24 protein-coding genes are annotated in these 24,341 nt (G+C 45.9%); 12 read left to right on the top strand and 12 right to left on the bottom strand.

The window, feature by feature from the left end:
• Positions 1 to 68: 68 nt before the first annotated feature.
• Entirely contained in the window at positions 69 to 1,049 is a 981-nt protein-coding gene (locus tag IEV16_RS11660; protein WP_188365892.1) for a class I SAM-dependent methyltransferase, read from the bottom strand.
• A 247-nt stretch (positions 1,050 to 1,296) separates the two neighbouring features.
• On the opposite strand from IEV16_RS11660, the gene IEV16_RS11655 reads away from it, so the two are divergent.
• Positions 1,297 to 2,178 (top strand): class I SAM-dependent methyltransferase, encoded by an 882-nt coding sequence (locus tag IEV16_RS11655; RefSeq protein WP_188365891.1) that lies wholly within the window; start codon positions 1,297 to 1,299, stop codon positions 2,176 to 2,178.
• A 2-nt stretch (positions 2,179 to 2,180) separates the two neighbouring features.
• On the opposite strand, the gene IEV16_RS11650 is transcribed toward IEV16_RS11655, so the two are convergent.
• From IEV16_RS11650 to IEV16_RS11635, 4 genes are all read right to left on the bottom strand, one after another.
• Positions 2,181 to 3,119 carry a glycosyltransferase gene (locus IEV16_RS11650; protein ID WP_188365890.1) on the bottom strand — a complete coding sequence of 313 codons (939 nt, stop codon included), beginning with the start codon at positions 3,117 to 3,119 and terminating at the stop codon, positions 2,181 to 2,183.
• Positions 3,120 to 3,184: 65 nt separating this feature from the next.
• Entirely contained in the window at positions 3,185 to 3,541 is a 357-nt protein-coding gene (locus IEV16_RS11645) for a VanZ family protein (protein ID WP_188365889.1), read from the bottom strand.
• Positions 3,532 to 4,602 carry a tRNA-queuosine alpha-mannosyltransferase domain-containing protein gene (locus tag IEV16_RS11640; RefSeq protein ID WP_188365888.1) on the bottom strand — a complete coding sequence of 357 codons (1,071 nt, stop codon included), beginning with the start codon at positions 4,600 to 4,602 and terminating at the stop codon, positions 3,532 to 3,534. The genes IEV16_RS11645 and IEV16_RS11640 overlap by 10 nt, the downstream gene beginning before the upstream one ends.
• The gene (locus tag IEV16_RS11635) at positions 4,599 to 6,587 is read right to left on the bottom strand and encodes a serine/threonine-protein kinase (protein ID WP_188365887.1); all 1,989 of its coding nucleotides are present in this window, start codon (positions 6,585 to 6,587) and stop codon (positions 4,599 to 4,601) included. Before IEV16_RS11635 ends, IEV16_RS11640 begins: the two co-directional genes overlap by 4 nt.
• A 229-nt stretch (positions 6,588 to 6,816) precedes the next feature.
• On the opposite strand from IEV16_RS11635, the gene aspS reads away from it, so the two are divergent.
• The 3 genes from aspS (at position 6,817) to IEV16_RS11620 (ending at position 10,133) form a co-directional block, all read left to right on the top strand.
• Positions 6,817 to 8,592, top strand: coding sequence for an aspartate--tRNA ligase (gene aspS / locus IEV16_RS11630; protein ID WP_188365886.1), 1,776 nt, complete (start codon positions 6,817 to 6,819; stop codon positions 8,590 to 8,592).
• Positions 8,585 to 9,196 (top strand): esterase/lipase family protein, encoded by a 612-nt coding sequence (locus tag IEV16_RS11625; RefSeq protein ID WP_188365885.1) that lies wholly within the window; start codon positions 8,585 to 8,587, stop codon positions 9,194 to 9,196. Before aspS ends, IEV16_RS11625 begins: the two co-directional genes overlap by 8 nt.
• 67 nt (positions 9,197 to 9,263) lie before the next feature.
• The gene (locus IEV16_RS11620; protein WP_188365884.1) at positions 9,264 to 10,133 is read left to right on the top strand and encodes a mechanosensitive ion channel family protein; all 870 of its coding nucleotides are present in this window, start codon (positions 9,264 to 9,266) and stop codon (positions 10,131 to 10,133) included.
• A 42-nt stretch (positions 10,134 to 10,175) separates the two neighbouring features.
• On the opposite strand, the gene IEV16_RS11615 is transcribed toward IEV16_RS11620, so the two are convergent.
• The gene (locus IEV16_RS11615; RefSeq protein WP_188365883.1) at positions 10,176 to 10,919 is read right to left on the bottom strand and encodes a class I SAM-dependent methyltransferase; all 744 of its coding nucleotides are present in this window, start codon (positions 10,917 to 10,919) and stop codon (positions 10,176 to 10,178) included.
• Positions 10,920 to 11,006: 87 nt separating this feature from the next.
• The gene (locus tag IEV16_RS11610; RefSeq protein ID WP_188365882.1) at positions 11,007 to 11,348 is read right to left on the bottom strand and encodes a YegP family protein; all 342 of its coding nucleotides are present in this window, start codon (positions 11,346 to 11,348) and stop codon (positions 11,007 to 11,009) included.
• 210 nt (positions 11,349 to 11,558) lie between these two features.
• Here IEV16_RS11610 and IEV16_RS11605 point away from each other — a divergent pair, with 210 nt between their 5' ends.
• Genes IEV16_RS11605 through IEV16_RS11580 form a run of 6 tightly spaced genes read left to right on the top strand, consistent with a single transcriptional unit; the run spans position 11,559 to position 18,172 of the window.
• Positions 11,559 to 13,727 (top strand): LPS-assembly protein LptD, encoded by a 2,169-nt coding sequence (locus IEV16_RS11605; protein WP_188365881.1) that lies wholly within the window; start codon positions 11,559 to 11,561, stop codon positions 13,725 to 13,727.
• Positions 13,728 to 13,729: 2 nt separating this feature from the next.
• Positions 13,730 to 14,986: a peptidylprolyl isomerase gene (locus IEV16_RS11600; RefSeq protein WP_188365880.1), complete on the top strand. Its 1,257-nt coding sequence runs from the start codon at positions 13,730 to 13,732 to the stop codon at positions 14,984 to 14,986.
• Positions 14,987 to 14,991: 5 nt separating this feature from the next.
• A complete protein-coding gene (gene pdxA / locus IEV16_RS11595; protein WP_188365879.1) occupies positions 14,992 to 15,915 on the top strand; it encodes a 4-hydroxythreonine-4-phosphate dehydrogenase PdxA in 924 nt (307 codons plus the stop codon).
• The gene (rsmA, locus tag IEV16_RS11590) at positions 15,905 to 16,663 is read left to right on the top strand and encodes a 16S rRNA (adenine(1518)-N(6)/adenine(1519)-N(6))-dimethyltransferase RsmA (protein WP_188365878.1); all 759 of its coding nucleotides are present in this window, start codon (positions 15,905 to 15,907) and stop codon (positions 16,661 to 16,663) included. Before pdxA ends, rsmA begins: the two co-directional genes overlap by 11 nt.
• Positions 16,626 to 17,270, top strand: a complete 645-nt coding sequence (gene bioD, locus IEV16_RS11585; RefSeq protein ID WP_188365877.1) for a dethiobiotin synthase — start codon at positions 16,626 to 16,628, stop codon at positions 17,268 to 17,270. Before rsmA ends, bioD begins: the two co-directional genes overlap by 38 nt.
• Positions 17,271 to 17,308: 38 nt before the next feature.
• Positions 17,309 to 18,172, top strand: coding sequence for a DUF4097 family beta strand repeat-containing protein (locus IEV16_RS11580; protein ID WP_188365876.1), 864 nt, complete (start codon positions 17,309 to 17,311; stop codon positions 18,170 to 18,172).
• Positions 18,173 to 18,249: 77 nt separating this feature from the next.
• Here IEV16_RS11580 and IEV16_RS11575 read toward each other — a convergent pair whose 3' ends face one another.
• The 5 genes from IEV16_RS11575 to sppA form a co-directional block, all read right to left on the bottom strand.
• Positions 18,250 to 18,591, bottom strand: a complete 342-nt coding sequence (locus tag IEV16_RS11575; RefSeq protein WP_229728341.1) for a hexameric tyrosine-coordinated heme protein — start codon at positions 18,589 to 18,591, stop codon at positions 18,250 to 18,252.
• A gap of 20 nt (positions 18,592 to 18,611) precedes the next feature.
• A complete protein-coding gene (locus IEV16_RS11570) occupies positions 18,612 to 19,070 on the bottom strand; it encodes a cytochrome c (RefSeq protein WP_188365875.1) in 459 nt (152 codons plus the stop codon).
• Positions 19,063 to 19,809: a cytochrome b/b6 domain-containing protein gene (locus IEV16_RS11565; protein ID WP_188365874.1), complete on the bottom strand. Its 747-nt coding sequence runs from the start codon at positions 19,807 to 19,809 to the stop codon at positions 19,063 to 19,065. The genes IEV16_RS11570 and IEV16_RS11565 overlap by 8 nt, the downstream gene beginning before the upstream one ends.
• A gap of 146 nt (positions 19,810 to 19,955) precedes the next feature.
• Positions 19,956 to 20,810 carry an RNA polymerase sigma factor RpoH gene (gene rpoH / locus IEV16_RS11560; RefSeq protein ID WP_188365873.1) on the bottom strand — a complete coding sequence of 285 codons (855 nt, stop codon included), beginning with the start codon at positions 20,808 to 20,810 and terminating at the stop codon, positions 19,956 to 19,958.
• 167 nt (positions 20,811 to 20,977) lie between these two features.
• The gene (gene sppA / locus IEV16_RS11555; RefSeq protein ID WP_188365872.1) at positions 20,978 to 22,837 is read right to left on the bottom strand and encodes a signal peptide peptidase SppA; all 1,860 of its coding nucleotides are present in this window, start codon (positions 22,835 to 22,837) and stop codon (positions 20,978 to 20,980) included.
• A 130-nt stretch (positions 22,838 to 22,967) separates the two neighbouring features.
• Here sppA and lpxL point away from each other — a divergent pair, with 130 nt between their 5' ends.
• Together lpxL and IEV16_RS11545 are read left to right on the top strand one after the other, a co-directional pair.
• Positions 22,968 to 23,888, top strand: coding sequence for an LpxL/LpxP family Kdo(2)-lipid IV(A) lauroyl/palmitoleoyl acyltransferase (gene lpxL, locus IEV16_RS11550; protein ID WP_188365871.1), 921 nt, complete (start codon positions 22,968 to 22,970; stop codon positions 23,886 to 23,888).
• Complete coding sequence (locus IEV16_RS11545) at positions 23,885 to 24,298, top strand: rhomboid family intramembrane serine protease (RefSeq protein WP_188365870.1); 414 nt, start codon at positions 23,885 to 23,887, stop codon at positions 24,296 to 24,298. The genes lpxL and IEV16_RS11545 overlap by 4 nt, the downstream gene beginning before the upstream one ends.
• The last annotated feature ends 43 nt before the right edge of the window (positions 24,299 to 24,341 follow it).

Below are 24,341 nucleotides of genomic sequence, written 5' to 3'. Positions count from 1 at the left end.
TTAATGACCAGTTTATCAACGATGTATTTAATAAACCAACAACCAATAGATAAACTCACAATTTTCATTTATTGACGCAAACAAAACTCAGGCGTTAGTTTTGGATGTCGTAATCGCAAGTTATCACTGGGATTTAATTGCATGGCGGCCATCAGTTGCGTGGGCTGGATGGTACCTGCCAACATCAGTTCTTCATCCAGCTGATGAATACGGTCGATAAAAGCAATGTCTTCAGGGTTATTAACATCAAAGTTAGGGCCCAAGCCCCGATCAATGAAAATCAAAATCAGGTTAGCAAAAGGTATAAAGGTTTCGAAGTGAAAGTTTTTGATTAACAAAGGCAGAACATCTTGCGCTCGGATACCCTCAAAACTGTCTGAAGAACAATCATGATTAACATACTTCTTTTGCTCCTTATTTAGCTGATGGTTGTAGCGATAACGAGGCGGCATTTGTTGCCAAATTTTCTTTAAAACCTTAACCGCTTCGGGCCAGCGCTGGTGGCCGTTGCGACCGATAATATCGGAGGTAATAAAATAGCCTTCAGGAGGTAAGGATTTTTTAATTTCGGCAAATAAATGCTCAAGTTTAACCACATGATGTAGGCTTTGGTTAGCAATAATCAAACCATAAGACTGCTGACTCTCCCAGCTGTTAAAATCAGCTTTTAGAAACCTCAAATGATTGGTAACACCTTCTTCTTCAGCCAGTTTCAAACCTCGCGCGAACATGGTTTGATTAATATCCATACAATCAATAATAAAATCATGGAAACCTTCTTTTCGTAGGGTTTTGGCTAATCGTACTTCTGTGTCACAATTTCCAGAACCAATACTTAAAATCCGCATGGATCCGTGGTGTGTTTTTATAGCTTCTTTTGCATAATACGCAAAAAAGCCATCCGGATGACTGAAGCCAAATTTTTCCAGCTGAGGCCGTAAATAACGATTCGACCAATAATGGAATATGGGCGGCAACTCATTTAAATCCTCTACCAAATCAAACCGATTAGTCTCATTTATAATCCTTTGATCATAATCAAGCTCCATACGATGCCTGATTTTCAAAACATAATTATAGGGCGGTCTTAACATGTTCTTTAACCAAGTAGGCATAAGTGTTTTTATAAATTGCAGACTCATAAGTGACATTTATATTTGTGTTAATATAGGTATTTGATATTGTAGGTTATTTAAACTTCTTTGTAACCTCGGTCCTGACCTTTAATATTTGTTTACTAAGTTGTATTGCAATAAGCTATTATCGCCAAAACCACATCCTGACGTTCAAAATATCATGCCATCAAAATCCATGTCAATGTTTCAAATCAGCTCACAGCAAGCCTATCGACAATTGCTAAATGATAACGTCATCCAGCTAAAAAAACTCAAGAAAGTAGAACAGTCAATTTTTAAAACACTTACAAAACAGGATGACATGTATATTGATGGTTTTAGTTGGCCGGTACAAAGTAACAGCCGGTTTTTAGTGGATAATCTGTATCAACACCAAGGCCAGCCTAATTTACGAGAACGTTTGGTTTGTCAGAAAACCCAATTCAACAACAGAATTCGTGGCGCCATCCATGTTTTTGAGCAATTTTGTCGACCACACAAAAAAGATGCCATTTATCTCACCGAACAGCTGAGCACTTTGTTCAAATGGCTGATTAAAAAGTACCCAAATACCGTGGGCAGTGAATTTGTTACTGCCAGTACTTGGCGAAATATTATTCGCTTTAAACTCAAATTATTTCCTCGTCGGCTCAATCATCAAGACTTAACCCACTTGGAATACGCCAATGAACAATTTGATTATGCGTTGTCCTTTGATTGTTTTGAGCACATTCCTGATTTCAAGCAAGGCTTAACAGAAATTCTTCGTGTTCTAAAACCCACAGGTAAATTACTGTTCTCTGTACCTTTTGATGTCAATGCAGATGAAACTTTGGTGCGGGCATCCATTAATGACAACAATGAAACGGTGTTTCATGTTGAGCCGGAATACCACGGCAACCCGATGTCAAAAGAAGGCAGCTTAAGTTATTACACGTTTGGCTGGGATTTATTAAATACCCTTAAATCCTTGGGATTTAGTGATGCTTATGGGCTCGTCTATTGGTCAAAGAAGTATGCTTATTTGGGTGGGCCGCAACTATTACTGTGCGCTGAAAAATAAACTTATTTATCAAAACCAGGTGGTTGATAGTCATCCACAAGATATAAGGGGCGCTGTTTGGTTTCGTTAAACATACGGCCGAGGTATTCGCCGATAATGCCCAAAGCTGTCAGCTGGATGCCGCCGAGGAACAGAATGACCACCATTAAGGACGGATAACCGGGGACATCGGCACCCAAAATCAAGGTTTTGACAATAATTACCAAACCATAAATAAACGCAAAGGTCGCCACCATCATGCCAATCCAGGTGGCAAAGCGCAGTGGTAAATAACTGAAGGAGGTGATGCCGTCGATGGCAAAGCGCCAGAGTTTATTGTAATTCCATTTGGTTTGACCGGCGGCACGCGGTTCACGTTCAAAGAAAATTTGTTTTTGTTTGTAACCGACCCAGGCGAATAAGCCTTTCATAAAGCGGTTACGTTCGCGCAACTGGCCCACCGCACGGTAGGCTTTTTTGGACATTAGTCGAAAATCACCGGTATCTTTGGGAATTGAGGTGTCGCTCATGGTGTTTAAAATGCGGTAGAACCAATTGGCGGTGGTTTTTTTTGCCCAGGATTCGCCCTGGCGTTGCTTACGCGTGGCATAGACCACATCATAGCCCTCATGCCAGGCGGCTATCATATCGGGGATTAATTCCGGTGGGTCCTGTAAATCCACATCAATCACTATCACCGCATCGCCATCGGCATGATCCAGGCCGGCGGTCAGCGCCTGTTCTTTTCCAAAATTACGGCTTAACGATAAGTAGCCGTAACGACCATCGGCGGCGTGTAGTTCTTGCATTTTATGCAGACTGTTGTCATCAGAGCCATCATCCACAAACAACACCCGCCAGTCAATGTCCAGTTGTGACATGACTTCATTCATCCGCTGTCGGAATACGTCCAAGACATCCTGTTCGTTATAAACCGGTACAATGATATCGACAGATGGCATAAAAGACTCAGTGCAAAAGGGTTATTGTAGTCAAATCAGACGCGCAGGTCATTATCGCTGAACCACTATTTTACCAACAGAAACTTTAATCGCAGCCCGGCAAGCAAAAAGACAGCACAGGCAATCAATACACCAACCGTATTGGCCAGTAAATCCATCCACTCGAAATACCGGTAACCGGTGAGGCTTTGCAAGATTTCTATAACAAGTCCCATTATGATAAATAAACTCACCACCAGCCACCTGTTATAAGCCAAATGCAAAAACCAAAAGGTCATACTAAAATAAGCCAGTAAATGACCCAACTTGTCTCCACCTTGAACGCTATCCATAGGTACGGATAAAGGCATCAGCGATAACAGCCAAACAGTGACCACCATCAGCCAGCCAATCATTAACCCAAAGTACTTATTCACAACCATTGTTTAATCCATTGGCGATAATTATCGTGGCAATGCCGCCAGCTAAGATTATGACTGACCGCCTTTAGTTCACAGGCCTGTTGTAGCTTGGCAAAAATAGCCCGGGCTTGTTTCTCAGGTTCAGCAGGTATTACCGGGTATAAATTTTCTGGCGGATATAAATCCGGATAGACCAGGTGATTGGGCGCCAAAGGCCGACAACCACAAGCCACCGCTTCGAGCATGGCAACACCCTGAAAATCATGATCTGCGGTGGATAGCACCACATCGGCGTGCTGTAAAACATGGATGTAGTCCGCCCGATTGTCCACATAACCCAGGGTTAAGCATTGATTGGCATGTTTGTCCTTGATGGTTTGCATGGCTTTTGGAATTTTTTTAAAGGCGCGACCCAGAATGTGAAATTTGATGGGCAGGTCGTGACTTAATCGTATTAAGGCCAAAAGGGTTTCAGGCCCTTTGTCATGTTCCCAGCGGTGGTTCCAGACCACCTGTAGTGCATCTGATTTGAATGGCGTTTTAAGGGGTTGACAGTCATCAGCAATCGGCACCGGCAACAGCCGGCTTTTTGCGCGCAGCGCTGTGAGAAAATTTCTCGGCACACCATCGGGCATTTTTTTTAAAAACTGCAACGCACCGTCAAAAAAGCTGCGGCGGTTGTAGGCGCTGTTAAACACCAGTTCATCGGCCAAATAGGCTGCCGTCAGGTTTTTTAAACACACCTCTGCGATTCCGGTTTGTCGGGGGTTGTGCGGGTAGGCAAATTGATTCTCATGAAAGTATAAAAGATTCGGTATAGATGCTAAATGTGGGTAAAAGCCACGAACAGCCGTTAAATCGGTCATTGAGGTGGCAATCAGCAAATCGTATTTTTGTTGTAACCGCGCGTCGTGCAGGTTTTTAAAAATGAGGGCATTGGCAGCCATGCGCCAACTGAAAAAGCGGTCATTCAGCGATAATATATGCCATTCAATATTGTCAAGATGTCGACTCAGGTTCTGGTGCCAGTAACGATGGGATTCGGCGTCATAGGCCGACAGCAACAATACCCGTTTTTTCATTGACCTCTTTTCAGATCGTCTTTTAGGCGATCAACAAAACCCATCACCGCATCCTGGGCATTTTGGGTGGCATTGAGACTGGTGTATTTCAGCTCGCTGCCATAGCCGCTGCCCAAGGCATCGCCTGTGACCACATCATAACTGTCCACATCCAGCTGTGCATTCACCAGCACAGACTGGCGACCATAGTATTCAAGCATCTGCTCGCCGACAAAGTTGACATTGGCCACCACCATTTGCTGACCGCCATAACGGTCCAGACGTTGTCGGATATCAGCCATATCAACACCCTGATGCATGGACTGGGACAAACCCGGTACAAACTGTTCGTTCATAACTTTTAAACCGGCAGATTTGAGTTCTGACTCGATGATCTTTTTGATCGGATTTGCTACCGCAGGGTCACCGAATACCAACACGGCCACGCCTTTATCGCGTTTAATGACCGGTTTTTGTTTGGTTTTTTCTTGCGCCTGTTGGGCCACGGTTTTGCCTGGTACTTCAACTTTAGCGATCAGATTTTCAGTGTTCGTATTATCCACAGACTGATTGAGCGATGAATCTTCGATTGTTGATGCTGTCCCCTGTGTTTGATTGAGGCTCGAATGCTCTATTTGACCTTCAATACCGGCATTGTTTGCGGGTGAATCAACCGCAGCAAGCTGCAGATTATCTTCAGGCTGTTGCGCGCTGTCTTGATTGTCGTTATCCGCTTGTTCATCCGAACCGGCCAGTAATTGGGCGCCCCAGGACAATAAACCACCACTGCTTGCTTGCGATTGTTTGTTTTGTGCCTCAGCAGTTGTTTGGTCTTTGTTCATGTCGTCACTGATGGCCTGTAATTCAGCCTCTGATTTCAGCGGCACATCAGCCAGCGTCATGGGTTTCTGGCTATCAGACATCAAGGCATTGACCGGCGTGGCAGGCTTATTCAGTGGGTTGGGCAAGTAGCCTTGTTGTACCGCCAACACCACACCACCAGCCAGCACCAAAACCACCACCGCCACTTTCCAGATCCAGCCGGATTTGTGGTCATGCGCACGTTGGTTATTGGGCGCTGTGGGCGCGGCGTTGGCCAAAGTTTGTGCAGCCTGCTGAGTGACTTGTTGTGATATTTTTTTGGGCTGAACCGCTGCTTGCATGGACTGACTTTTGATGGTTTTTAAATCCGACACATCCCCCACCGGACCCAGTTGTTGTATGATTTCAGCACAATCCTGAAAGCGTTCCTGAGGGTTTTTGGCAATCATTTTTTCAAGGATGTAGTGGGTTTTCTTGTCCACTTTTTTATTAATACCGCGGATATCGGGAATTTCAGATTGCACCACTTCCAGCATCAGCCCCAGGGGACTGTCATTTTCAAAGGGCACTTTGCCTGCCAGCATTTCATAAAACACAATACCCAAGGCAAAAATATCCGAGCGCTTGTCCACTTCCTGCCCGGTGCATACCTCAGGGGATAAATAACCCGGCGTGCCGACAAATTCGCCGGTATTGGTGAGTTTATCACCGTATTCACGGGTCTGAGCAATGCCGAAATCCACCACCTTCACCGAGCCATCGGTGCAGATCATCAAATTGGCCGGTTTAATGTCACGGTGTACCAGATCATGTTTATGGGCTTCACTGAGTCCGGCACAGGCCTGACGGAGTATATTTTTGGCGTCATTGACATGTAAAATACGTTTGCCGGTGAGTAATTCGTCCAATGAAATACCTTCTAAGAATTCCATGGCAAAAAACGGCTGTTTGTCTTCTTTGCCGATGTAATAGACCTGGATCACATTGGGGTGATTAATGGCCGCCATGCTTTTGGCTTCGCGGGTAAAACGCTCAATCAAATCCTCGTCATTGAGCAAATGTTCACCCAGTGCTTTAATCGCCACATAGCGATTTAAGGTCGGTTCAAAAGCTTTATAAACCACCCCCATACCGCCACGTCCGAGTTCCGAGACCACTTCATAATGACCAAATTTCTTTTTCATGGTTTTCCCCAAATAAATCGACAACACCGCTATTATAAAACAAGCCTTTGAATGTTAGCTTAACCCAAAATCAGCACAAATTGTGAAGACGGTCACTTTTTTGGGTGTCTTTTTCACGCTTACAAACCATAAAAGGCTGTGCTGGCCCATATGATAAGGTAAAATGAGCCGTTTTTTCTCACTTGATCGGCCACCAAAACGCCGGTCTTTAAAATCAGGACATAGTACCATGCGCAGCCAATATTGCAGCCAAGTCACAGAGCAGATGTTAGATCAACCGGTGGAAGTTTGCGGTTGGGTTGACAAACGTCGGGATCACGGTGGCGTGATTTTTATTGATTTACGTGACCACACCGGTTTATTACAGGTGGTGGTGGAACCGGATAATCAGGCGGCTTTTCAGATTGCCGATGACGCCCGATATGAATATTGCCTGCGGGTCACCGGCACTGTGCGTAAACGCCCTGAAGGTCAGGCTAATGAGCGGCTGGCCAGTGGCCGGATTGAAGTGGTGGTGGATCAGTATGAAGTGTTAAACGAGGCCAAAGCCTTACCCTTTATGCTGGACGAACAAGCCGGTGAGCAAGTGCGCTTAAAATACCGCTATCTGGATTTGCGCCGGGGCAAAATGCAGCACAATATGCGACTGCGTTCTCGCTTAACCCATGCTTTACGCCAACATTTACATCAGCGAGACTTTCTGGATATTGAAACCCCGATTTTGACCAAAGCCACCCCTGAAGGCGCGCGTGATTTTCTGGTGCCGGCCAGAATGCATCCTGGGCAGTTTTACGCCATGCCGCAGTCACCCCAACTGTTTAAGCAATTATTGATGATGTCCGGCATGGATCGCTATTATCAAATTGCCCGCTGTTTTCGTGATGAAGATTTACGTGCCGACCGACAACCGGAGTTCACCCAGTTGGATGTGGAAATGGCCTTTGTGGAACAGGAAGACGTTCTCAATACCGCCGAAGAATTGATTCGCAGCACTTTTAAAGAAGTGCTGGATATTGATTTACCCAATCCTTTTCCGCGCATGACCTACGCCGAAACCATGCGCCGTTATGGTTCTGACAAACCCGATTTGCGCATTGATTTAGAGCTGGTGGACATTGCTGAAGCGGTTAAAGAAACTGAATTCAAGGTCTTTTCGGCACCGGCCAATGATGCCAACGGACGGGTGGCGGTGCTAAAAGTGCCGCAAGGCGGTCAAAATTTCACCCGTAAACAAATTGATGATTATGAGCCTTTTGTCAAACGCTATGGTGCACGCGGACTGGCCTGGATTAAAGTCAATGACAAAGCCGCCGGTCGTGACGGCCTGCAGTCACCGATTGTGAAGTTCTTAAATGACGAAGCATTGGCAAAAATCATCCACTTAACGGCTGCAGAAGACGGCGATTTGCTGTTTTTCGGTGCCGGCAAATATGAAGATGTGTCTCAGTACATGGGTGCTCTGCGGCTTAAGATCGGTGAAGACACCAACCGGATGGCCGCTGAATGGCGACCATTGTGGGTGGTGGATTTTCCGATGTTTGAATACAATGCCGATGAAAAACGCTGGGATGCTTTACACCATCCGTTCACTGCACCGGCCTGTGACATTAATGCCTTAAAAGCTGCACCCGATGTCGCCCTGTCCAAAGCCTATGATATGGTGCTCAACGGGGTTGAACTCGGTGGCGGCTCTATTCGTATCCACCAGTCTGATGTACAGTCAGCGGTTTTTGAGCTGTTGGATATCAGTGCCGAGCAAGCCCGTGAAAAGTTTGGATTTTTACTGGATGCGCTGGATTATGGCTGTCCGCCTATGGGCGGCATCGCCTTTGGTGTTGACCGCATGGCGGCTTTGATGTGTGGTGAAGATTCCATCCGTGAAGTGATTGCCTTCCCCAAAACCGCCAGCGGTGCTTGTCCGCTCACCGAGGCACCGTCAGATATTGATAGCCGTCAACTGGCTGATGTTCATATCCAAACCCGCTTACCGGAGGTTGATGAATAAGTCAGCCTCACAAGCCGTTGTTCTGGTGCATGGTCTGTGGATGAAACCCTGGACCTGGATAGGTTACCGCCATTTTTTAGAAGATCAGGGTTATAAAGTTTATCTGTTTGGGTACAAAACCACCCTCAGAAGTTTTGATTTTAACATCAATCGACTGGCGGCATTTATCAACTCACGACCTGAAGATGTGATTCATCTGGTGGTGCATTCCATGGGTGGTATTTTGGCCATTGAAGCACTGCCTAAACTGACTAAACCGGGTAAATTGTTGTTGATTGGTTCACCGATTAACGGCTCCAAAGTGGCCCAAAAACTGCATCAACTCGGTTGGGACAAAGCCCTGTTAAAACACGCCGCCCAACCGTTGTCCACAGGCATTAAAATCCCGCTAAAAAAACGCGAAACCATGATGATTGCAGGTGATTCGCCATACGGTCTGGGCCGCTTTATCGCGCACTGGAATAGCCGCCATGACGGCACCGTGGCTTTAAGTGAAACCCGCGCCGACTGGCTGGATGCCCACAAGGTGGTACACACTTCCCATATGGGGTTACTCAATAACCGTGAAGCCAAAGAACTGACCCTTGACTTTTTGCAGGAATAATTCATTCATCTTATTTTTACCCTTGTTTTTGTTAGAATAGATTTTTTTCAATCACTGGAGTCCTTGCATGCAAGAAGAACAAGCTGCTGAAAATGTTGATTTTTTAACCGAAACCAAAAATTACCTGATTGATTTAATCAACAATCCCGAAACCATATTGCCCATCGTTAAAGGCATTGTGTTGGCTATTTTGATTTACTGGATTGGTAAAAAAATAGCCCGCTGGATGTCGAACATCAGTTCCAAGGCTGTGACCCGTTCTCATGGTGATCAGATTCTCTCAAGTTTTGTCAGTAAGATTGTTTATTATCTGTTGCTGGCACTGGTGATTATTATGGCACTGACCCAGCTGGGCTTTCAGACCACGTCACTGATTGCCGTGGTGGGTGCCGCGGGATTGGCCATTGGTCTGGCACTCAAAGATTCACTGGCAAATTTTGCCGCCGGTATTATGTTGGTGATGTTCAGACCGTTTCGTATCGGTGATTTTGTCGATGTGGCGGATGTCAGCGGTACGGTCAAGGAAATTAAATTATTCAGCAGTTACCTGCGCACCACCGATAATAAAAATTTAATCATTCCCAACAGCCAGATTATTAATGATGTAATTGTCAACTATTCGGCCAAAGACACCCGCCGGATTGATTTGGTGATTGGTGTCAGTTATGACGATGACATTAAAAAAGCCAAACAAATTTTGCTCGATACCCTCACCGCGCACGACAAAGTGCTCAGTGATCCAGAACCCAAAGTGATGCTCAATGAACTGGCAGATTCGAGTATTAACTTCACCGTGCGTCCCTGGGTCAGTTCTGACGATTACTGGCCAGTTCGCGCAGAATTACTGGAACAGATTAAGCATAACATTGAAGCCGGTGGCTGCAGCTTCCCGTATCCGCAACGGGATATCCATTTATTTCAAAAATCATCTTCATAAAGGTGTTTGTTAAGCACACAGAGCAAGAAACGCTCTGTGTGCTTACGGTTTGTGTGCCACCATCACCAGCCGTTCGGCCGCCATATCATAATCAGTACCTTCAAATGAACCATATACCTGAATGTCTGAAAACCCCGCACGTTCAAGCATTGTGGTTAACTCACAGGCACTGTAAACATAATGCTGATAAGCCCACCGATAGGCCCGATTCCCACGCACCAAAATCCATTCATTGCTGTACACCGATAAATTATCGGTCAACAAAGGGCGTTCAAAACGCACATCGCCATTGTCATACTCAGTACAATGCACCGGTTCAATGTGCATGGCGGCTTGTTCTTTGGAAAACACATCCAGCACAAAACATCCTGCCGGTTTGAGCCATTGAAAAGCATGGTTTAATATTTTTTGGTTGTCTTTTGAATCATCATAATAGCCAAAAGAAGAAAACAGATTGGTGATTAAGTCAAACTGTTGTTGTGGTGCATATGCCAATAGGTCAGCCTGTACCAAAGTCGCATCCAAATTTTCTTGCTCTACATGATGGGCAGCCTGATTCAATAAATAAGCGCTTAAATCCACTCCGGTTACGCTTAATCCGGCACGCGCAAAGCCCATAATATGACGACCCGGTCCACAGCCTAAATCCAATACGGAGGTCGCCGGTGTAGCACATAATTTAAGAATGTTTTTACACTCTTTGCCGGCACGGATAAAACTGTCTTCATCAAACATGCAGTCATAAAAAATACGCCACATGTCTTCATGCTCAAACCAATGATTCATAACATATGCAGAAGTCTTAGGTCTCTATTCATAAAAAAGGCATCTTGGTGAACCAAAATGCCTTTATCTCTAAGTAATGCGCCGGTACTAAGTGTCTTCGCGCTCATCCACAGTGCTTGAATCCTGGGCATTTTTAGCCACAGAAGCGATGCCGTTCATGCAGCCGCTTTCGGATTTATACATCTGGGAGCGACCGATTTCCTGGCCGTTGCTGGCTTTAAGAACAAAATACATGCGCCCGTCTTTAGCTTCCCTGCATTCAAAATTGGCCTCATTTGCGGCATGTTTTTTTACCGATTCAATACCGTTCATACAACCATCGGATGATTTGTAACCTTGCGATTGTAAAATAACTTCACCGTTGCCTGCTTTGAGTACAAAGTAATCTTTACCGTCTTTGCCTTTGGTGATACAAAATTTTCCTGCCATAATAGTAACCTCTTGTTATTGTGATGACTTAATTTCATGCACTGATATCTTGACCTGTGCAGAGATATCAACTTCATTTTAAACAATGCATGAATTAAGCCAATTTAAAAAATAATCCATCCACTACGGACATTTGGTGCTAACCATATTAAAATAGCCCACTGCCAAAGTAAATCATAAAATATCTCATTTTTTCAAACCGGAAGACGATTGCCTAATTCACATTTTAATTTTGCACTTTTATTAACGATTCTGTCGGTGACAGCTGATGCCCAGGTCAATGGTTGTCCGTTGATAGACATGCCATTGAATGAGAAGCATCGGGCTTGTTTCGATGAACCTGTTTATGACGGCAAAATACGTCTTGATGCCCGTGAAAAAAAACCGCTTGATGACCATCGGTTTTTAATCAGCGGTGATGTGTGCGTGAAACAAAATGACCTCAGTTTGCTGACACCGGCGCTGATTTATAACCACCGGGATTCGACTGTGCAGACCAGGGGTATTGTTCAGTTACAGAACAAATCCCAGCGCTTATCGGCCATGTCCATCTCCATGAATACCGTTACTGAACAAGCAGAACTGCGCGAGGTTAATTATTTTTTGATTGATTCAGACATGAACGGTCAGGCCGATTACATGAAAATCGGAGATAACCAATCCCATTTACAGGCAGTGACCTTTTCCACTTGTTCACCGGCAAAACGGGACTGGGAAGTGCGGGCTGAACAGGCCGATTTGAACCACAGCGAGGGTGTGGGTACTTTTAGACATATGACTTTGCGCATCAAAGATATACCGGTTTTGTATCTGCCCTATGCAAAACTGCCGATCAATGATGATCGTCGCAGTGGTTTTTTGGTGCCGGGAGTTTCTTATTCAAACACCACCGGCCTTGATTTGTCGATGCCTTATTACATCAATATTAAGCCCAATATGGACATGACCCTGACACCGCGATATATTGCCGATCATGGTGTTATGTTGGGTACACAATACCGATATTTAACCGATCGCAGTCGCGGTGTTTTTGAGGGCAGTTATCTGCCCAACGATGATAAACGCTTGCGCGATCGCAGTTTAATCGATTACCGTCACAGCACACTATTCAATGATGGCTGGCGATTTGACAGCCACCTTCAGTCCGTTTCTGACAGCCGCTATTATGAGGATTTTTCATCCAGTGCTTACATCACATCTAAGCCTTATCTGATGAGTCAAATGAGTGTTCGCGGCTCATCACCCACCTGGCAGTTTTTTGCCGGCATTAATGAATACGATGTGCTCAGTGAGCAAGTCACAGCTGACAAAGAGCCGTATCGAACCCTGCCGGAAATCAGTTTTGACTGGTTTAAAAGCCGATACCAAGAGCAATTCAGTTATGGATTGCAGTCTGAACTGATTAATTTCTATAAACAAGATGCCATCGGTGCGTGGCGATCTGACATAACGCCGTGGTTTGAAAAACAATGGACCACTTCGTGGGGGTATTTAAAACCCAAACTTCAATACCGCAGCACCCGATATCAATTTGACGATAATCGCCCAGATATTCAACGGAATTTACCCATTGTTTCTGTTGATTCGGGCCTTGTTTTTCAAAAAAATCAATCAGAAGGCGCCTACAAAACCATTGAGCCGAGGTTGTTTTACACCTATGTGCCTTACCGTGATCAGTCCGACATCCCGATTTTTGACAGCCGCGAACTGAGTTTTGGCAGCGCTTTGTTGTTTCAGACCAACCGTTTTTCCGGTGCCGATCGCCAGTCCGATATGAACCAGGCCTCTTTGGCTTTGACCCAGCGCAGTTATGATGCCGGCGGGCAGGAGCGTTGGAACTGGACCATTGGTCAAATTAATTATTTTGAAGATCAAAAAGTCCAGATAAACGACGCACCCCAGACCATCACCCAGTCGCCGATTATTTTTGACTATAATTTATTTTTGTCCCGCTACTGGTCAGCAGGCTTATCGCTCCATTACAATGAAAACGAATCACAATTGGAGCGCGGTTTATTTCGCATTCAGCACAAAACTGATAACAGTGGACTTTACAATCTGGCCTACCGGTTTAGACGTTCTAAAATTGAACAGTTTGACGCTTCGGCTGTCATACCTCTTAACCAGCGCCATCGAATCATTGCCCGCTGGAATTATTCGACCCGAAGCCATAAAACCATTGAAGCCTTATTCGGGTATGAGCACAAAAGCTGTTGCTGGGCCTTTCGCCTGGTGGCCCGCCATTATCTGGTGGATGAGACCGGATTGACCAATAATGGTATTTATGCAGAAATACAATTAAACGGCTTGGGTTCTTTAGGTAGAGACCCGAGAGAATTGTTACAACAATCCATTTTAGGATATCAAGAAACTTTTTAATTATGAAAAAACTATTTTATCTCTTATTAATTTTATCGCCTTGGGCACAAGCAGATCAGTTTTTAGATGACATTGTGGCCGTGGTGGATGATTCGGTGATTATGCGTTCAGAATTAGAACGTTCTGTGGAATCCATTAAAAAACAAATTGAAGCCACCGGCAATCCCTTACCGCCCGCTGATGTGTTAAATAAACAGGTTTTGGAGAAATTGATTGTACAGAAAGTTCAACTCCAACGGGCTGAACAAGTGGGTATCCGGGTATCTGATGCGGAAGTGGATGCCACCTTAACCAATATCGCTCGTCAAAACGGTATCACCCTGACACAGATGCGAGAAACCATTGAAAAAGATGGTTTTAATTTCAGTGATTTTCGGGACGATATGCGCAAAGACATGATCACTGAGCGGGTGCGTTATGCCTATGCAAACTCGATGGTGAAAGTCAGTGACCATGAAGTTGATTTGTTTCTGGCAGACAATGAACTTGATCAGGGTGAAGTGGATATTCAGCATCTGCTGATTGCGGTTCCCGAAGGTGCCGATGAAACCACCGTTGAAGCCAAACGTGCTTTGGTTGATGATTTGCGTCAGCAGTTGCTTGATGGCGCCGATTTCGCAGTGATTGCCACACAATATTCGGACGGTCAAAAAGCACTCGAGGGTGGCCGTTTAGGCTGGCGTCCGGTGAATCAGCTGCCGCCCATGTTTTCAGAACAGGTCAAATCGATGACGGTGGGTGAAATTACCCGGCCATTGCGCTCTGCCAGTGGTTTTCATTTGATTAAACTGGTGGACAAACGTGACAAAACCACCAAAATGGTGGATCAATATAAGGTCCAACACATTATGATCGCCAGCGATGAAATTGTTTCTGCCAAAGACGGCATGAAAATTATCAACGATTTATACAGTCAGTTACAAAACGGTGCAGACTTTGCGGCACTCGCCGAAGAACATTCTGATGATTTTAATTCAGCCCCCCTGGGTGGTGATATGGGCTGGCGAGCCACCAGTGAATTGGGTGCGCGCATGGGTGCTGTGGTAGAAAATTTAGACATCAATGAAATGTCCAGTCCGTTTCAGACCGATGCCGGCTGGCATATTGTTAAGTTACTCGACAAAAAGCAAGCCGATGTCACCGAAGAATATAAACGTCAGCAAGCTGAACAGGCCATCCGCGAACGTAAAATGCAACAAACCATCGAAACCTGGGTGCGAGAAATTCGTGGAGAAGCTTTTGTGGATATCCGACTTTAAATTGTATGAAGCTGGCTGTGACACTGGGCGAGCCCGCCGGTATCGGAATTGAATTACTCGCCCAATTAAAGCATGAACTGGCTGATTGTGTACTTGTTGGTGATCCCGGGCTCATTCAGTCCTATTTACCCCATTTTCCAACGGACCGCATTGAAGCTGTTTATCTGTCCGAGCCAAATGAACTTGGCCGGCTTAACACCGCCAATGCGGGCTATGTTTTAAACACCATTAAAACCGCTGCTCTGGGTTGTTTGTCCGGTCGTTATGATGCCATGATCACCAACCCGATTCATAAAGCTGTGATCAACGATGCCGGCATACCTTTTTCAGGGCACACCGAATATTTAGCTGAACTCACCCATACCCCGCAAGTGGTGATGATGTTGTTAAATCAGGTGATGAAAGTGGCATTGATGACCACCCATTTACCGCTCAAAGAAGTTGCGCAGGCCATCACCGGGGATAAAATCAAATCGGTCATCCGTATTCTACACCATGATTTACAACAAAAATTTGGTGTACAAGATCCGCACGTCGCTATTTGTGGCCTTAATCCTCACGCCGGTGAAGGTGGTCATTTGGGTCATGAGGAAGTTGAAGTTATTACCCCGGCATTAGAAGATCTGCGGCAACAAGGTTATCAATTGAGCGGACCGATACCCGCCGATACCCTGTTTACACCTAACCAGGTAAAAAATTATGATGCCATTTTGGCCATGTACCATGACCAGGGTCTGGCACCGCTGAAGTATGCCGGTTTCGGGGAATCGGTGAATATAACCTTAGGGTTGCCCATTATTCGCACCAGTGTTGATCATGGTACCGCGCTGGATATTGCCGGTCGCGGTATCGCCGATGCCGGTAGTTTAAAAGCCGCAATTAACCTGGCGCGCCACTGCGTCAAGCAACAACAAAAACATGCGTGCTAAAAAAAGCCTGGGTCAGAATTTTTTGCGGGATGAGTCCATCATTGCGCAAATTATCCAACTCATCAGACCACAGCAAGCCCAACACATGATTGAAATTGGTCCCGGTACCGGTGCCCTCACAGATCATCTGGCGATGGCGAATGTGCCTTTAACCTTGATTGAATTTGATGCGGATTTAATCGGTCCGTTAACACAGCGCTTCAACGACAAACCGCATGTTTCCATTTATCATCAGGATGCTTTGCAGCTACAGTTAGATAAGGGGCCTTATGTGGTGGTCGGTAACTTGCCGTATAACATTTCATCACCTTTGCTGGTTCATTTGATGAAACAGTCGTCACGTATCGATCGGGCTGTTTTTATGTTGCAAAAGGAATTGGTGCAGCGAATTTGTTCGTCGCCCGGCGTCAAAGCCTTTGGCCGTTTGTCGGTGATGTTGCAACACCGTTTTGATTGTTTTGAGTCACTGACGGTGCCGCCAGAGGCTTTTCAACCGATTCCAAAAGTGGATTCTCAACTCATTGAGCTGATTCCAAAACCAAAGCCGACTGATGTTGACTTAGCCAGTCTTGAGTTTATTGTTAAACAAGCCTTTGCCCAACGCAGAAAAACCATCCGCAATAATTTGAAAAAATGGTTTAGTGATGACACTTTAATTTCGCTGGATATTGACCCGCAACAGCGTCCCGAAACCCTCACCGTGCATCAATATGAACAACTGGCACTTGATTACCATGCGCATCACTGATTACGGTCAATTACCGTCGTGTTTTATCACGGCCACCGATACCGATGCCGGTAAAACCCATGTGTCTTGTGAGATTGTGCGGGCCTGGCAGCAACAGGGCTATTCGGTGGCGGCTTTTAAACCCATTGCCACCGGTGCCATCAGCCATAAAGGCCAACGGGTGAGCGAAGATGCCCTTAAGCTGGCCGCCGTCACCGGTCAAACAGCCGGCGAAATCAACCCTTATTTGTATGACAAACCGGCTTCACCGCACATCGCTGATATTAATCAAAGCTTTGCTTTAGCCGACTGCCTAAAACAGTTTAAACAATTGCATCAACAGGTGGATCGGGTTTTGGTGGAAGGTGTAGGTGGCTGGTGCGTGCCCTTATCAGACACCCTGATGCTCAAAGATTTGGCCATTGCCATTGGCTTACCGGTGGTGATGGTGTCGCGCATTGGTCTGGGTTGTATCAACCACAGTTTATTAACCTTTCATCAAATCCAACGAGATTGTCATTTATGGTATGGCTGGATTGCCAACATTAAGGATCCTGATTATGCCGATATTGACAGTAACATAGGCGCCATTGAACAACGCATGACTTCAGGCACTGTGAAAACATGACCCAATTACGCTAAAATAATTGATTTGGGAGTATCACAATGTACAAATTTCTCATTCTTCTGGCCTTATTCAGTGGCACAGCAATGGCTGAAAAACTGTCTTTTCAGGAAAATCTTAACCTATCCACAGACCGCATCAGCGCACTGGATGTGATTAATGGTGCCGGTGAAATCGACATCAGCAGTTACGATGGTCAGGACATTCAGGTCAATGCCACCATTGAATCAAAAAAATACCGCTCGATGGAACGTTTTAAAGAGGTTTTCGAGCGGGATATGGTTTTTGCCCTGGATCGGGAAAGCGAATATGCGGTTCTACGCGGACACAACAAACCGAATCTGCGTAAAAATCCGGAGATTCAAATTCACCTCGACATTCAAATTCCTGCCGATCTCGATGTCGATATTGATGATGGCAGTGGTGCCATTCGCGTTATTGGTTTAACGGGTCTTTTGGAGATTGAAGATGGCTCCGGCGATATCGAAATCAGCCAGGTTAGCAATCACATCGACATCGATGACGGCTCCGGCGGCATAACAATTAACCGTGCCAAAGGCAGCATCGAAATTGAAGACGGCTCCGGTCCAATCAGCATCACAGACAGCCAGGGAACGGTTGACATTGATGATGGTTCCGGTGATATCACACTCAACCGGGTTAACGGCCATAAAGAAATTGAAGATGGGTCGGGCGACATCACTGTAAAAAATAGTTCAGGCGATGTTGATATTGACGACGGTTCCGGCGATATTACACTGGCAGAAGTCAACGGCGCTGCCGTCATTGAAGATGGATCGGGTGACATTTATATTGACGCCTTAGGCGGTTCATTAGACATTAAAAGCGCCGGTTCCGGCAAAGTCATCATTGACGGCGAAAACCGCACCCAAGAATTCAATTAAACCCGGAAATTCTATTAACTTTAAAATTTAAGAACAAATAAAGGCGCTGAAAACACATTAATTTCAGCGCCATTTTTTTATTTCTCTTGTTTATCTCGCCAGTAATTGTTAGCGATGGCGATGGTTTTAAATTCTATCGCCACCAACTCCGCGGCACGCATTAATAAAGCTGCATCATCCTGGTATTCCTTGCGCACGGCTTTTTTAATGTCGCCATCTTGCTGAATGGCGCCGATGGTTTTACGCACCATGGTAATGGCCAACATCCGGCCCTCTAAAGGGGTGTCGGTGATGAGGCTTGGCATATAATCATCGTTTTTTTGTGTACGCATGGTTTTATTTTCCTCGGCTTGTGAAATAGTCAGTGTCAGTATTAAAAAAAGACTGCTGAGCCAAAGCAGTGATGTTTTTATTCGCATAAAATCCTCCGTTCATTATATTATTTCAAAAAGTTAGGGAACCGATCAGTGGCGTGCTGTTGGTGACAGGCCACACAGGCTGCCTGCATGGATTGATACAACTGTAACTGCTGTTCTGTGTTGCCGGCTCGGGCGGCTTCAGCCAACTGAGCGCTTAATTGATGAAAGGCCTTGTCCTTTTCAATAAAGGCCGCTGGTAATGTTTGTTTAAGAACCTGTCTTTGTTCATCGGTTATTTTCTGCGCCATAATAAAACTGTCATGAATGGCTTGCGCCTGCTGCGCCACCAGCGCATAATCAGCACCCACCAGTCCGGTCAGTATTTTTGCCATGCCTTCGTTAATGGCCTGCATTTCCTCAATCAGCAGACTGCGTATCGAGTCCGGTAATTGACTACCGACAGCCTGATCAGTTTTAGTTTCAGCTTGTAAGGTTGTTACCGCCAATAGTAAAAACACTAATTTTATTAATTTATTCATTTGTTTTCTCTCTCACTTGATCTTTGGGTTGCTGTTCACTGATTTTTCGACCACTGAACATGGCTGATATAATATCGCCTTCGCCTTTAATTTCACTCATAACAACCGCGAACACATGCAAAAAAATCAATCCACTTAACACATAAAAGTTATACAAATGCACTGTGATAAACGGTTTTCTAAATGCCCGCATACTTTGATAAGCCGCTTCATTGTAGAGTTCCGGTGCGTACGGCAGAATGTCTGCAGGGGTCACACCGTCGGCCGCAATCCAATCGGCGAAATAACCACCTAAAGGTGGATAAAAGACATCGGTGCCGGCCAATACCAAGCCGGTAACTGCTTGTACGATTAAGGCCAGCATTAATAGTAAAATCGCAATCTTACCGACTGGATTATGACCAATATAGAATTCAGGGCTACCTTTAATAAAGGATCCGATATAACTTCGAACAGCGGCAAAATAACCACGACCACCGGGTAATATCGCTCGCCAACGGGCATGGCGATTACCGAAAAAAGCCCAAACCATCCGCCACAATAAGTTCAAGGCGAAGACATAACCTATCCAAACATGAACAACTTTGAGATTTATTTTGGTCTGGGTGGCCGGTTGAAAAAAATCACCATTTAAGATAATCAGACCAATAAAACTTAAGCCCACAACACAGATAAAATTGACCCAATGAAACCACCGGGTTCCGGCGTCCCACACAGGATAAGATTTATAGTCAGGCATCGGCAATCAGACCTTTAAACCTATTACATTAGCACATATTTATTTTAAAAAGTTTGACTTGAATCAAGAAAGTAGCGCTTCTGACAAAACAAACAGACACAAAAAACCGCCCGGAGGCGGTTTTTGAATATAGAATGTCGAAGAAATCAGGCGGCCATCTGAGTTTTGAGTTTTTTCAAAGCCGCGGCTTCTAACTGTCGCACCCGTTCAGCGGAAATATCATATTTATCAGCCAATTCCTGTAATGTGGCTTTGTCATCCACCAACCAGCGGCTGGTGATGATATCCAGTGAACGTTCATCCAGCTTATCCAGCCCCTGAAACAAAGCGTTGTGGTTTTTCTCGTATTCACGGTCCTTAACCATGGTGGCTTCCGGTGAGGGGCTGTTATGGGTTAACCAGGCCTGAGGTGAAAACGCGTTATCTTCATCATCGTCACCGGGTAAGTCAAAGGACACGTCCTGGCCATGTAGCCGAGATTCCATTTCCACCACCACTTCAGGCTTCACATCCAGATCATCGGCAACCCGATTGACTTCATCCTGGGTAAACCAGCCAAGGCGTTTTTTGTTTTTACGCAAATTAAAAAACAGTTTGCGATGCGCTTTTGTGGTGGCCACTTTTAAAATACGCCAGTTTTTTAAAATATATTCGTGAATTTCGGCGCGAATCCAATGCACAGCAAAGGAAACCAGCCGTACTTTATGAACAGAATCAAATCGTTTGATGGCTTTCATCAAGCCAATATTACCTTCCTGAATCAAATCACCCACGGGCAGACCATAGCCGGCATAGCCTTTGGCCACATACACCACAAACCGGAGATGTGACAGCACCAGCGAATGGGCGGCTTCTAAATCATTGTGGTCTCTGACGCGGTCGGCCAGATCACGTTCTTCTTCAACAGTCAGAACTGGAATCTGGTTAACGGTGCTGATGTAGGCATCCAGTGAACCGGTCACAGAAGGTACGGGTAAGTTTTTAAGGGTTGTGGTTGTCATTATAAGTTTACTCCAAAGTCTGACATGGCTTTATTAAGCCCATGTAATCTTAAGAATTTGATGCTCGGTTAGACCTGTTGAGCACCACGAAAGTTCCGTCCTCCATTGAGCAACGGATTCGCAATTATAGCATAAAAACGTCTCAATTTGAAGTCTGATGGCGGCCACTAAAGCGTCGGAGGCTGACATAAACAATGGGCCATTTTAATCACTTCCCCTGGACGTCGGTTAAGGACCAGTTGTAAGTCTGCCATCATCGGCGACAGCAACCGCTGCAGTTGTGCCTGCCCGCTGAGTTGATGCGGTTCCAGCCAGGCGGCGGCCTGCGCGATGCGATCGGTGATGATTTGTTCAAACAGTCCCAGTTCTTTTTCCAGCCAGACCACTTGATAGTCATCCGCTAAAGCCGCTTTTTGTGCCGCATCGGCCACCGCCTGGTTAAGGTTACCTAAATGATCCACCAAACCCAGGTCTTTGGCTTGTTTGGCGGTCCAGACCCGGCCACGTGCCACTTGGTCCACCATGGACACTTCCAGGCCGCGGGCCATGGCCACGGCCGTGATAAATTGCTGGTATCCATATTCAATATTGGACTGAATCAGCTTGGCGAATTCAGGATCCAAGGGTCGGTCGGGATTAAAAGCCCCGACCCATTCGGTGGTGCCGACGCCGTCTGAGTGGATACCCAGTTTGTCAAATAATTTGGGCACGGTCATCAGCAGTCCATAGATACCGATAGAACCGGTAATGGTGCCTTCATTGGCCCAGATACTGTCTGCGGTCATGGATATCCAATAGCCGCCGGATGCCGCCACATTGGCCATTGAGACCACCACCGGCTTGCCGGCCACCTGCAGCGCTTCCACTTGGCGCCTGATTTGCTCTGAGGGATAGACCCCGCCGCCGGGGCTGTTGACCCGCAACACCACCGCTTTGATGTTTTTATTGAGGCGGGCTTTTTCCAGTAAGGCTGATGTGGAATCACCGCCAATGGTGCCACCGGGTTGTTCACCGGATAAAATCACGCCTTCGGCCACCACCACGGCCACCTGTTTATTGGATTTTACTTCGGGTAGATCCAGTGTCAGATAATCCTTAAAGTCAATGCCTCTGAAGTGGTTACCTTCATCATCAAAAGAACTGACTTCGGCAATCCGTTTGTGCATAAAGGGTTGTTTCATGATGCGATCGACCAGGCCCGCTTCTAAGGCCATATCTGCCACCGAACCGTGTTGGGCTTGTAAACGGCTGGCCTGATCATCAATGATTTCGGTCAAATTTGTTACAGACAGGTTACGCCGCTTTGCAATATCCGACAAAAATGTCTGCCATAAGTCATTCATAAAATGCAGGTTGGCCTCTTTGGCTTCTTCAGACATGCTGTTGCGCACATAAGGTTCGGCGGCTGATTTATATTCACCGACGCGGAACAAATGCACATCCACTCCGAGTTTATCCAAACCTTCTTTAAAATAATTTCGGTAGCCGCCAAAACCCTGGATAAACAAAAATCCCTGCGGATCCATCAGAATTTCATCGGCCAGACTGGCTAGGTAATATTGCGATTGGGACAAGGCGGTGGCCATGGCAATCACCGGTTTGCCACTGATTTGTTTAAATCGCTCAACCGCATCGGCGATTTCGCGTAAGTGGGTCAGACCCACCCCCAATAATTCGTCCGGATTAATCACCAAAGCTGTGATACTGTCATCCGTGGCCGCCATCTCCAGACTGCGTATAATATCGCGCATTCGGGTTTCCGGAACCCGTGTGCCCTGGATGGTTTGGATGGCGTGCATGGCCGGATCACCGGAATATTGGTCGACAATATAGCCTTTGGGTGCCAGCACCAGGGCAGTTTTATCGCTGACGTGAATTTTCTGACCGCCAAAAATAAGCCATAAAATCCAGATAAAAATCAGCAGCAATAATATATGCCGGGTAAAATTAGCCACCAGCACAAAAGGTTTGGTGAAAAAGCCGAAAAAGGTTCGGATGGGGGATGATTTTTGGGTTTCTGTATTCATAGGCGCTATTTTATGGTTAACTTACTGATGGACACATGGTGCAAAAGTCACGGTTTATGTTTGATAACATTTATTGTGACAGTTGCGTATAATACCTTTAAATGCCTCAAATTAGCCACATAATACCGCAATGAGACCTTCTTTCTGGCGCTACTTTCCGGCATGGTTTGTCTATGCTTTATTATGGCTAATCGCCCAACTACCCTATCGTGGACTGCGCGCCATCGGCGGCTTCCTGGGCTGGCTTATGGGCTCCGTTTTTCATGTCAGAAAACGGGTCATACGCCGCAATGTCCAGGCCTGTTTTCCACAACTCACTGAACAACAACAGGCAAAACTGATCAAAGCTAATTATAAAGAAACCGGCTATATGGTCAGTCAAACTTTATACGCTTTTTTTCACCGCTCCAACCGCCTGTTTAATCAATTAACCATAGCGGGTGAACATTATTTGCAGGCATGCCTGGACAATAACCGGGGCGTGTTACTGGTCAGTGGCCACTTTACCGCCCTGGATATCGGCGGACGTGCTTTATGCCAACGCTTCCCGGTGGCCGGTGTTTATCGACCGCACAAAAACCCGGTGATGGAATATGTGGTGACCCGGGCACGGACCACTTACGCCAAAGAGATGTTCAGCAGAGACCGTTTAAAAAGTATCGTGAAATACCTGAAAAAAGGCGGTGTGGTTTGGTACGCACCGGATCAGGATTATCGCCGCGGTCATTCGGTTTTTTCACCCTTTTTTGATGTACTGGCCAGCACCATCACCGCCACCCATCAACTGGCCCGCTTAAGTGGCGCCAACGTGCTGTTTTACCGTGTCAAGCGGATCGATAAGGCCCCCTTTTACCAATTGCACATTTCACCTCCGGTAGAAAATTTCCCTTCCCGGGACGCGCAACATGACACCGACCGCATTAATCGGGGTATCGAAGACATGGTGAAACAAGCACCGGAACAATATTTATGGCTACATAAGCGCTTTAAAACCCGACCTCAAGATGAACCGGATTTTTATGCCCAACCGGACGTTCGTAACAAGCCATGAAAATACCCCATTTAGACCCCGATTTTGCCAAAAGTCGTTGGCGACAATGGCCCAAAGCTTTTCGAACGGCTGCCTGGCTGGTGGCCGCTGTGTGGCTTGTTTTTCTGATTTCACCCCTGTTCAATCTGGCCTATTATGGTAACAAACCCCGTACAGCCGAAGGACTTTTGGGGATACTGACCATGCCTTTTTTACACGCCGGTTGGTCACATTTAATCAACAACACATTGCCTTTGTTTCTTACCACGGTGGCCTTATTCGGTAACTATCCGAAAGTGGCGAAACGGGTTTTAATTCTGGCCACAGTAATCACCGGAATACTGGTCTGGACTTTTGCCCGCAGCTCGAATCACATCGGTGCCAGCGGTTTATTTTACGCTTTATTAACCCGTGGTGCATTTAGAAAATAGTTGAAAAACAAGAAGTTACTCATAGCAAAATGCGGTATATTAA

It is taken from the genome of Marinicella pacifica, from assembly GCF_014636635.1.
Classification (GTDB): domain Bacteria; phylum Pseudomonadota; class Gammaproteobacteria; order Xanthomonadales; family Marinicellaceae; genus Marinicella; species Marinicella pacifica.
This window is presented reverse-complemented; position numbering and strand designations above follow the sequence as displayed.

Coding starts and splice junctions, on each gene's coding strand:
- aspS (WP_188365886.1), top strand. CDS start 6,817: ATGCGCAGCCAATATTGCAGCCAAGTCACAGAGCAGATGTTAGATCAA.
- IEV16_RS11655 (WP_188365891.1), top strand. CDS start 1,297: ATGCCATCAAAATCCATGTCAATGTTTCAAATCAGCTCACAGCAAGCC.
- pdxA (WP_188365879.1), top strand. CDS start 14,992: ATGAAGCTGGCTGTGACACTGGGCGAGCCCGCCGGTATCGGAATTGAA.
- IEV16_RS11545 (WP_188365870.1), top strand. CDS start 23,885: ATGAAAATACCCCATTTAGACCCCGATTTTGCCAAAAGTCGTTGGCGA.
- IEV16_RS11600 (WP_188365880.1), top strand. CDS start 13,730: ATGAAAAAACTATTTTATCTCTTATTAATTTTATCGCCTTGGGCACAA.
- IEV16_RS11640 (WP_188365888.1), bottom strand. CDS start 4,602: ATGAAAAAACGGGTATTGTTGCTGTCGGCCTATGACGCCGAATCCCAT.
- IEV16_RS11660 (WP_188365892.1), bottom strand. CDS start 1,049: ATGGAGCTTGATTATGATCAAAGGATTATAAATGAGACTAATCGGTTT.
- IEV16_RS11610 (WP_188365882.1), bottom strand. CDS start 11,348: ATGGCAGGAAAATTTTGTATCACCAAAGGCAAAGACGGTAAAGATTAC.
- IEV16_RS11650 (WP_188365890.1), bottom strand. CDS start 3,119: ATGCCATCTGTCGATATCATTGTACCGGTTTATAACGAACAGGATGTC.
- IEV16_RS11570 (WP_188365875.1), bottom strand. CDS start 19,070: ATGAATAAATTAATAAAATTAGTGTTTTTACTATTGGCGGTAACAACC.
- sppA (WP_188365872.1), bottom strand. CDS start 22,837: ATGAATACAGAAACCCAAAAATCATCCCCCATCCGAACCTTTTTCGGC.
- IEV16_RS11620 (WP_188365884.1), top strand. CDS start 9,264: ATGCAAGAAGAACAAGCTGCTGAAAATGTTGATTTTTTAACCGAAACC.
- rsmA (WP_188365878.1), top strand. CDS start 15,905: ATGCGTGCTAAAAAAAGCCTGGGTCAGAATTTTTTGCGGGATGAGTCC.
- rpoH (WP_188365873.1), bottom strand. CDS start 20,810: ATGACAACCACAACCCTTAAAAACTTACCCGTACCTTCTGTGACCGGT.
- IEV16_RS11565 (WP_188365874.1), bottom strand. CDS start 19,809: ATGCCTGACTATAAATCTTATCCTGTGTGGGACGCCGGAACCCGGTGG.
- IEV16_RS11580 (WP_188365876.1), top strand. CDS start 17,309: ATGTACAAATTTCTCATTCTTCTGGCCTTATTCAGTGGCACAGCAATG.
- IEV16_RS11625 (WP_188365885.1), top strand. CDS start 8,585: ATGAATAAGTCAGCCTCACAAGCCGTTGTTCTGGTGCATGGTCTGTGG.
- lpxL (WP_188365871.1), top strand. CDS start 22,968: ATGAGACCTTCTTTCTGGCGCTACTTTCCGGCATGGTTTGTCTATGCT.
- IEV16_RS11575 (WP_229728341.1), bottom strand. CDS start 18,591: ATGCGAATAAAAACATCACTGCTTTGGCTCAGCAGTCTTTTTTTAATA.
- IEV16_RS11635 (WP_188365887.1), bottom strand. CDS start 6,587: ATGAAAAAGAAATTTGGTCATTATGAAGTGGTCTCGGAACTCGGACGT.
- IEV16_RS11645 (WP_188365889.1), bottom strand. CDS start 3,541: ATGGTTGTGAATAAGTACTTTGGGTTAATGATTGGCTGGCTGATGGTG.
- IEV16_RS11615 (WP_188365883.1), bottom strand. CDS start 10,919: ATGAATCATTGGTTTGAGCATGAAGACATGTGGCGTATTTTTTATGAC.
- bioD (WP_188365877.1), top strand. CDS start 16,626: ATGAACAACTGGCACTTGATTACCATGCGCATCACTGATTACGGTCAA.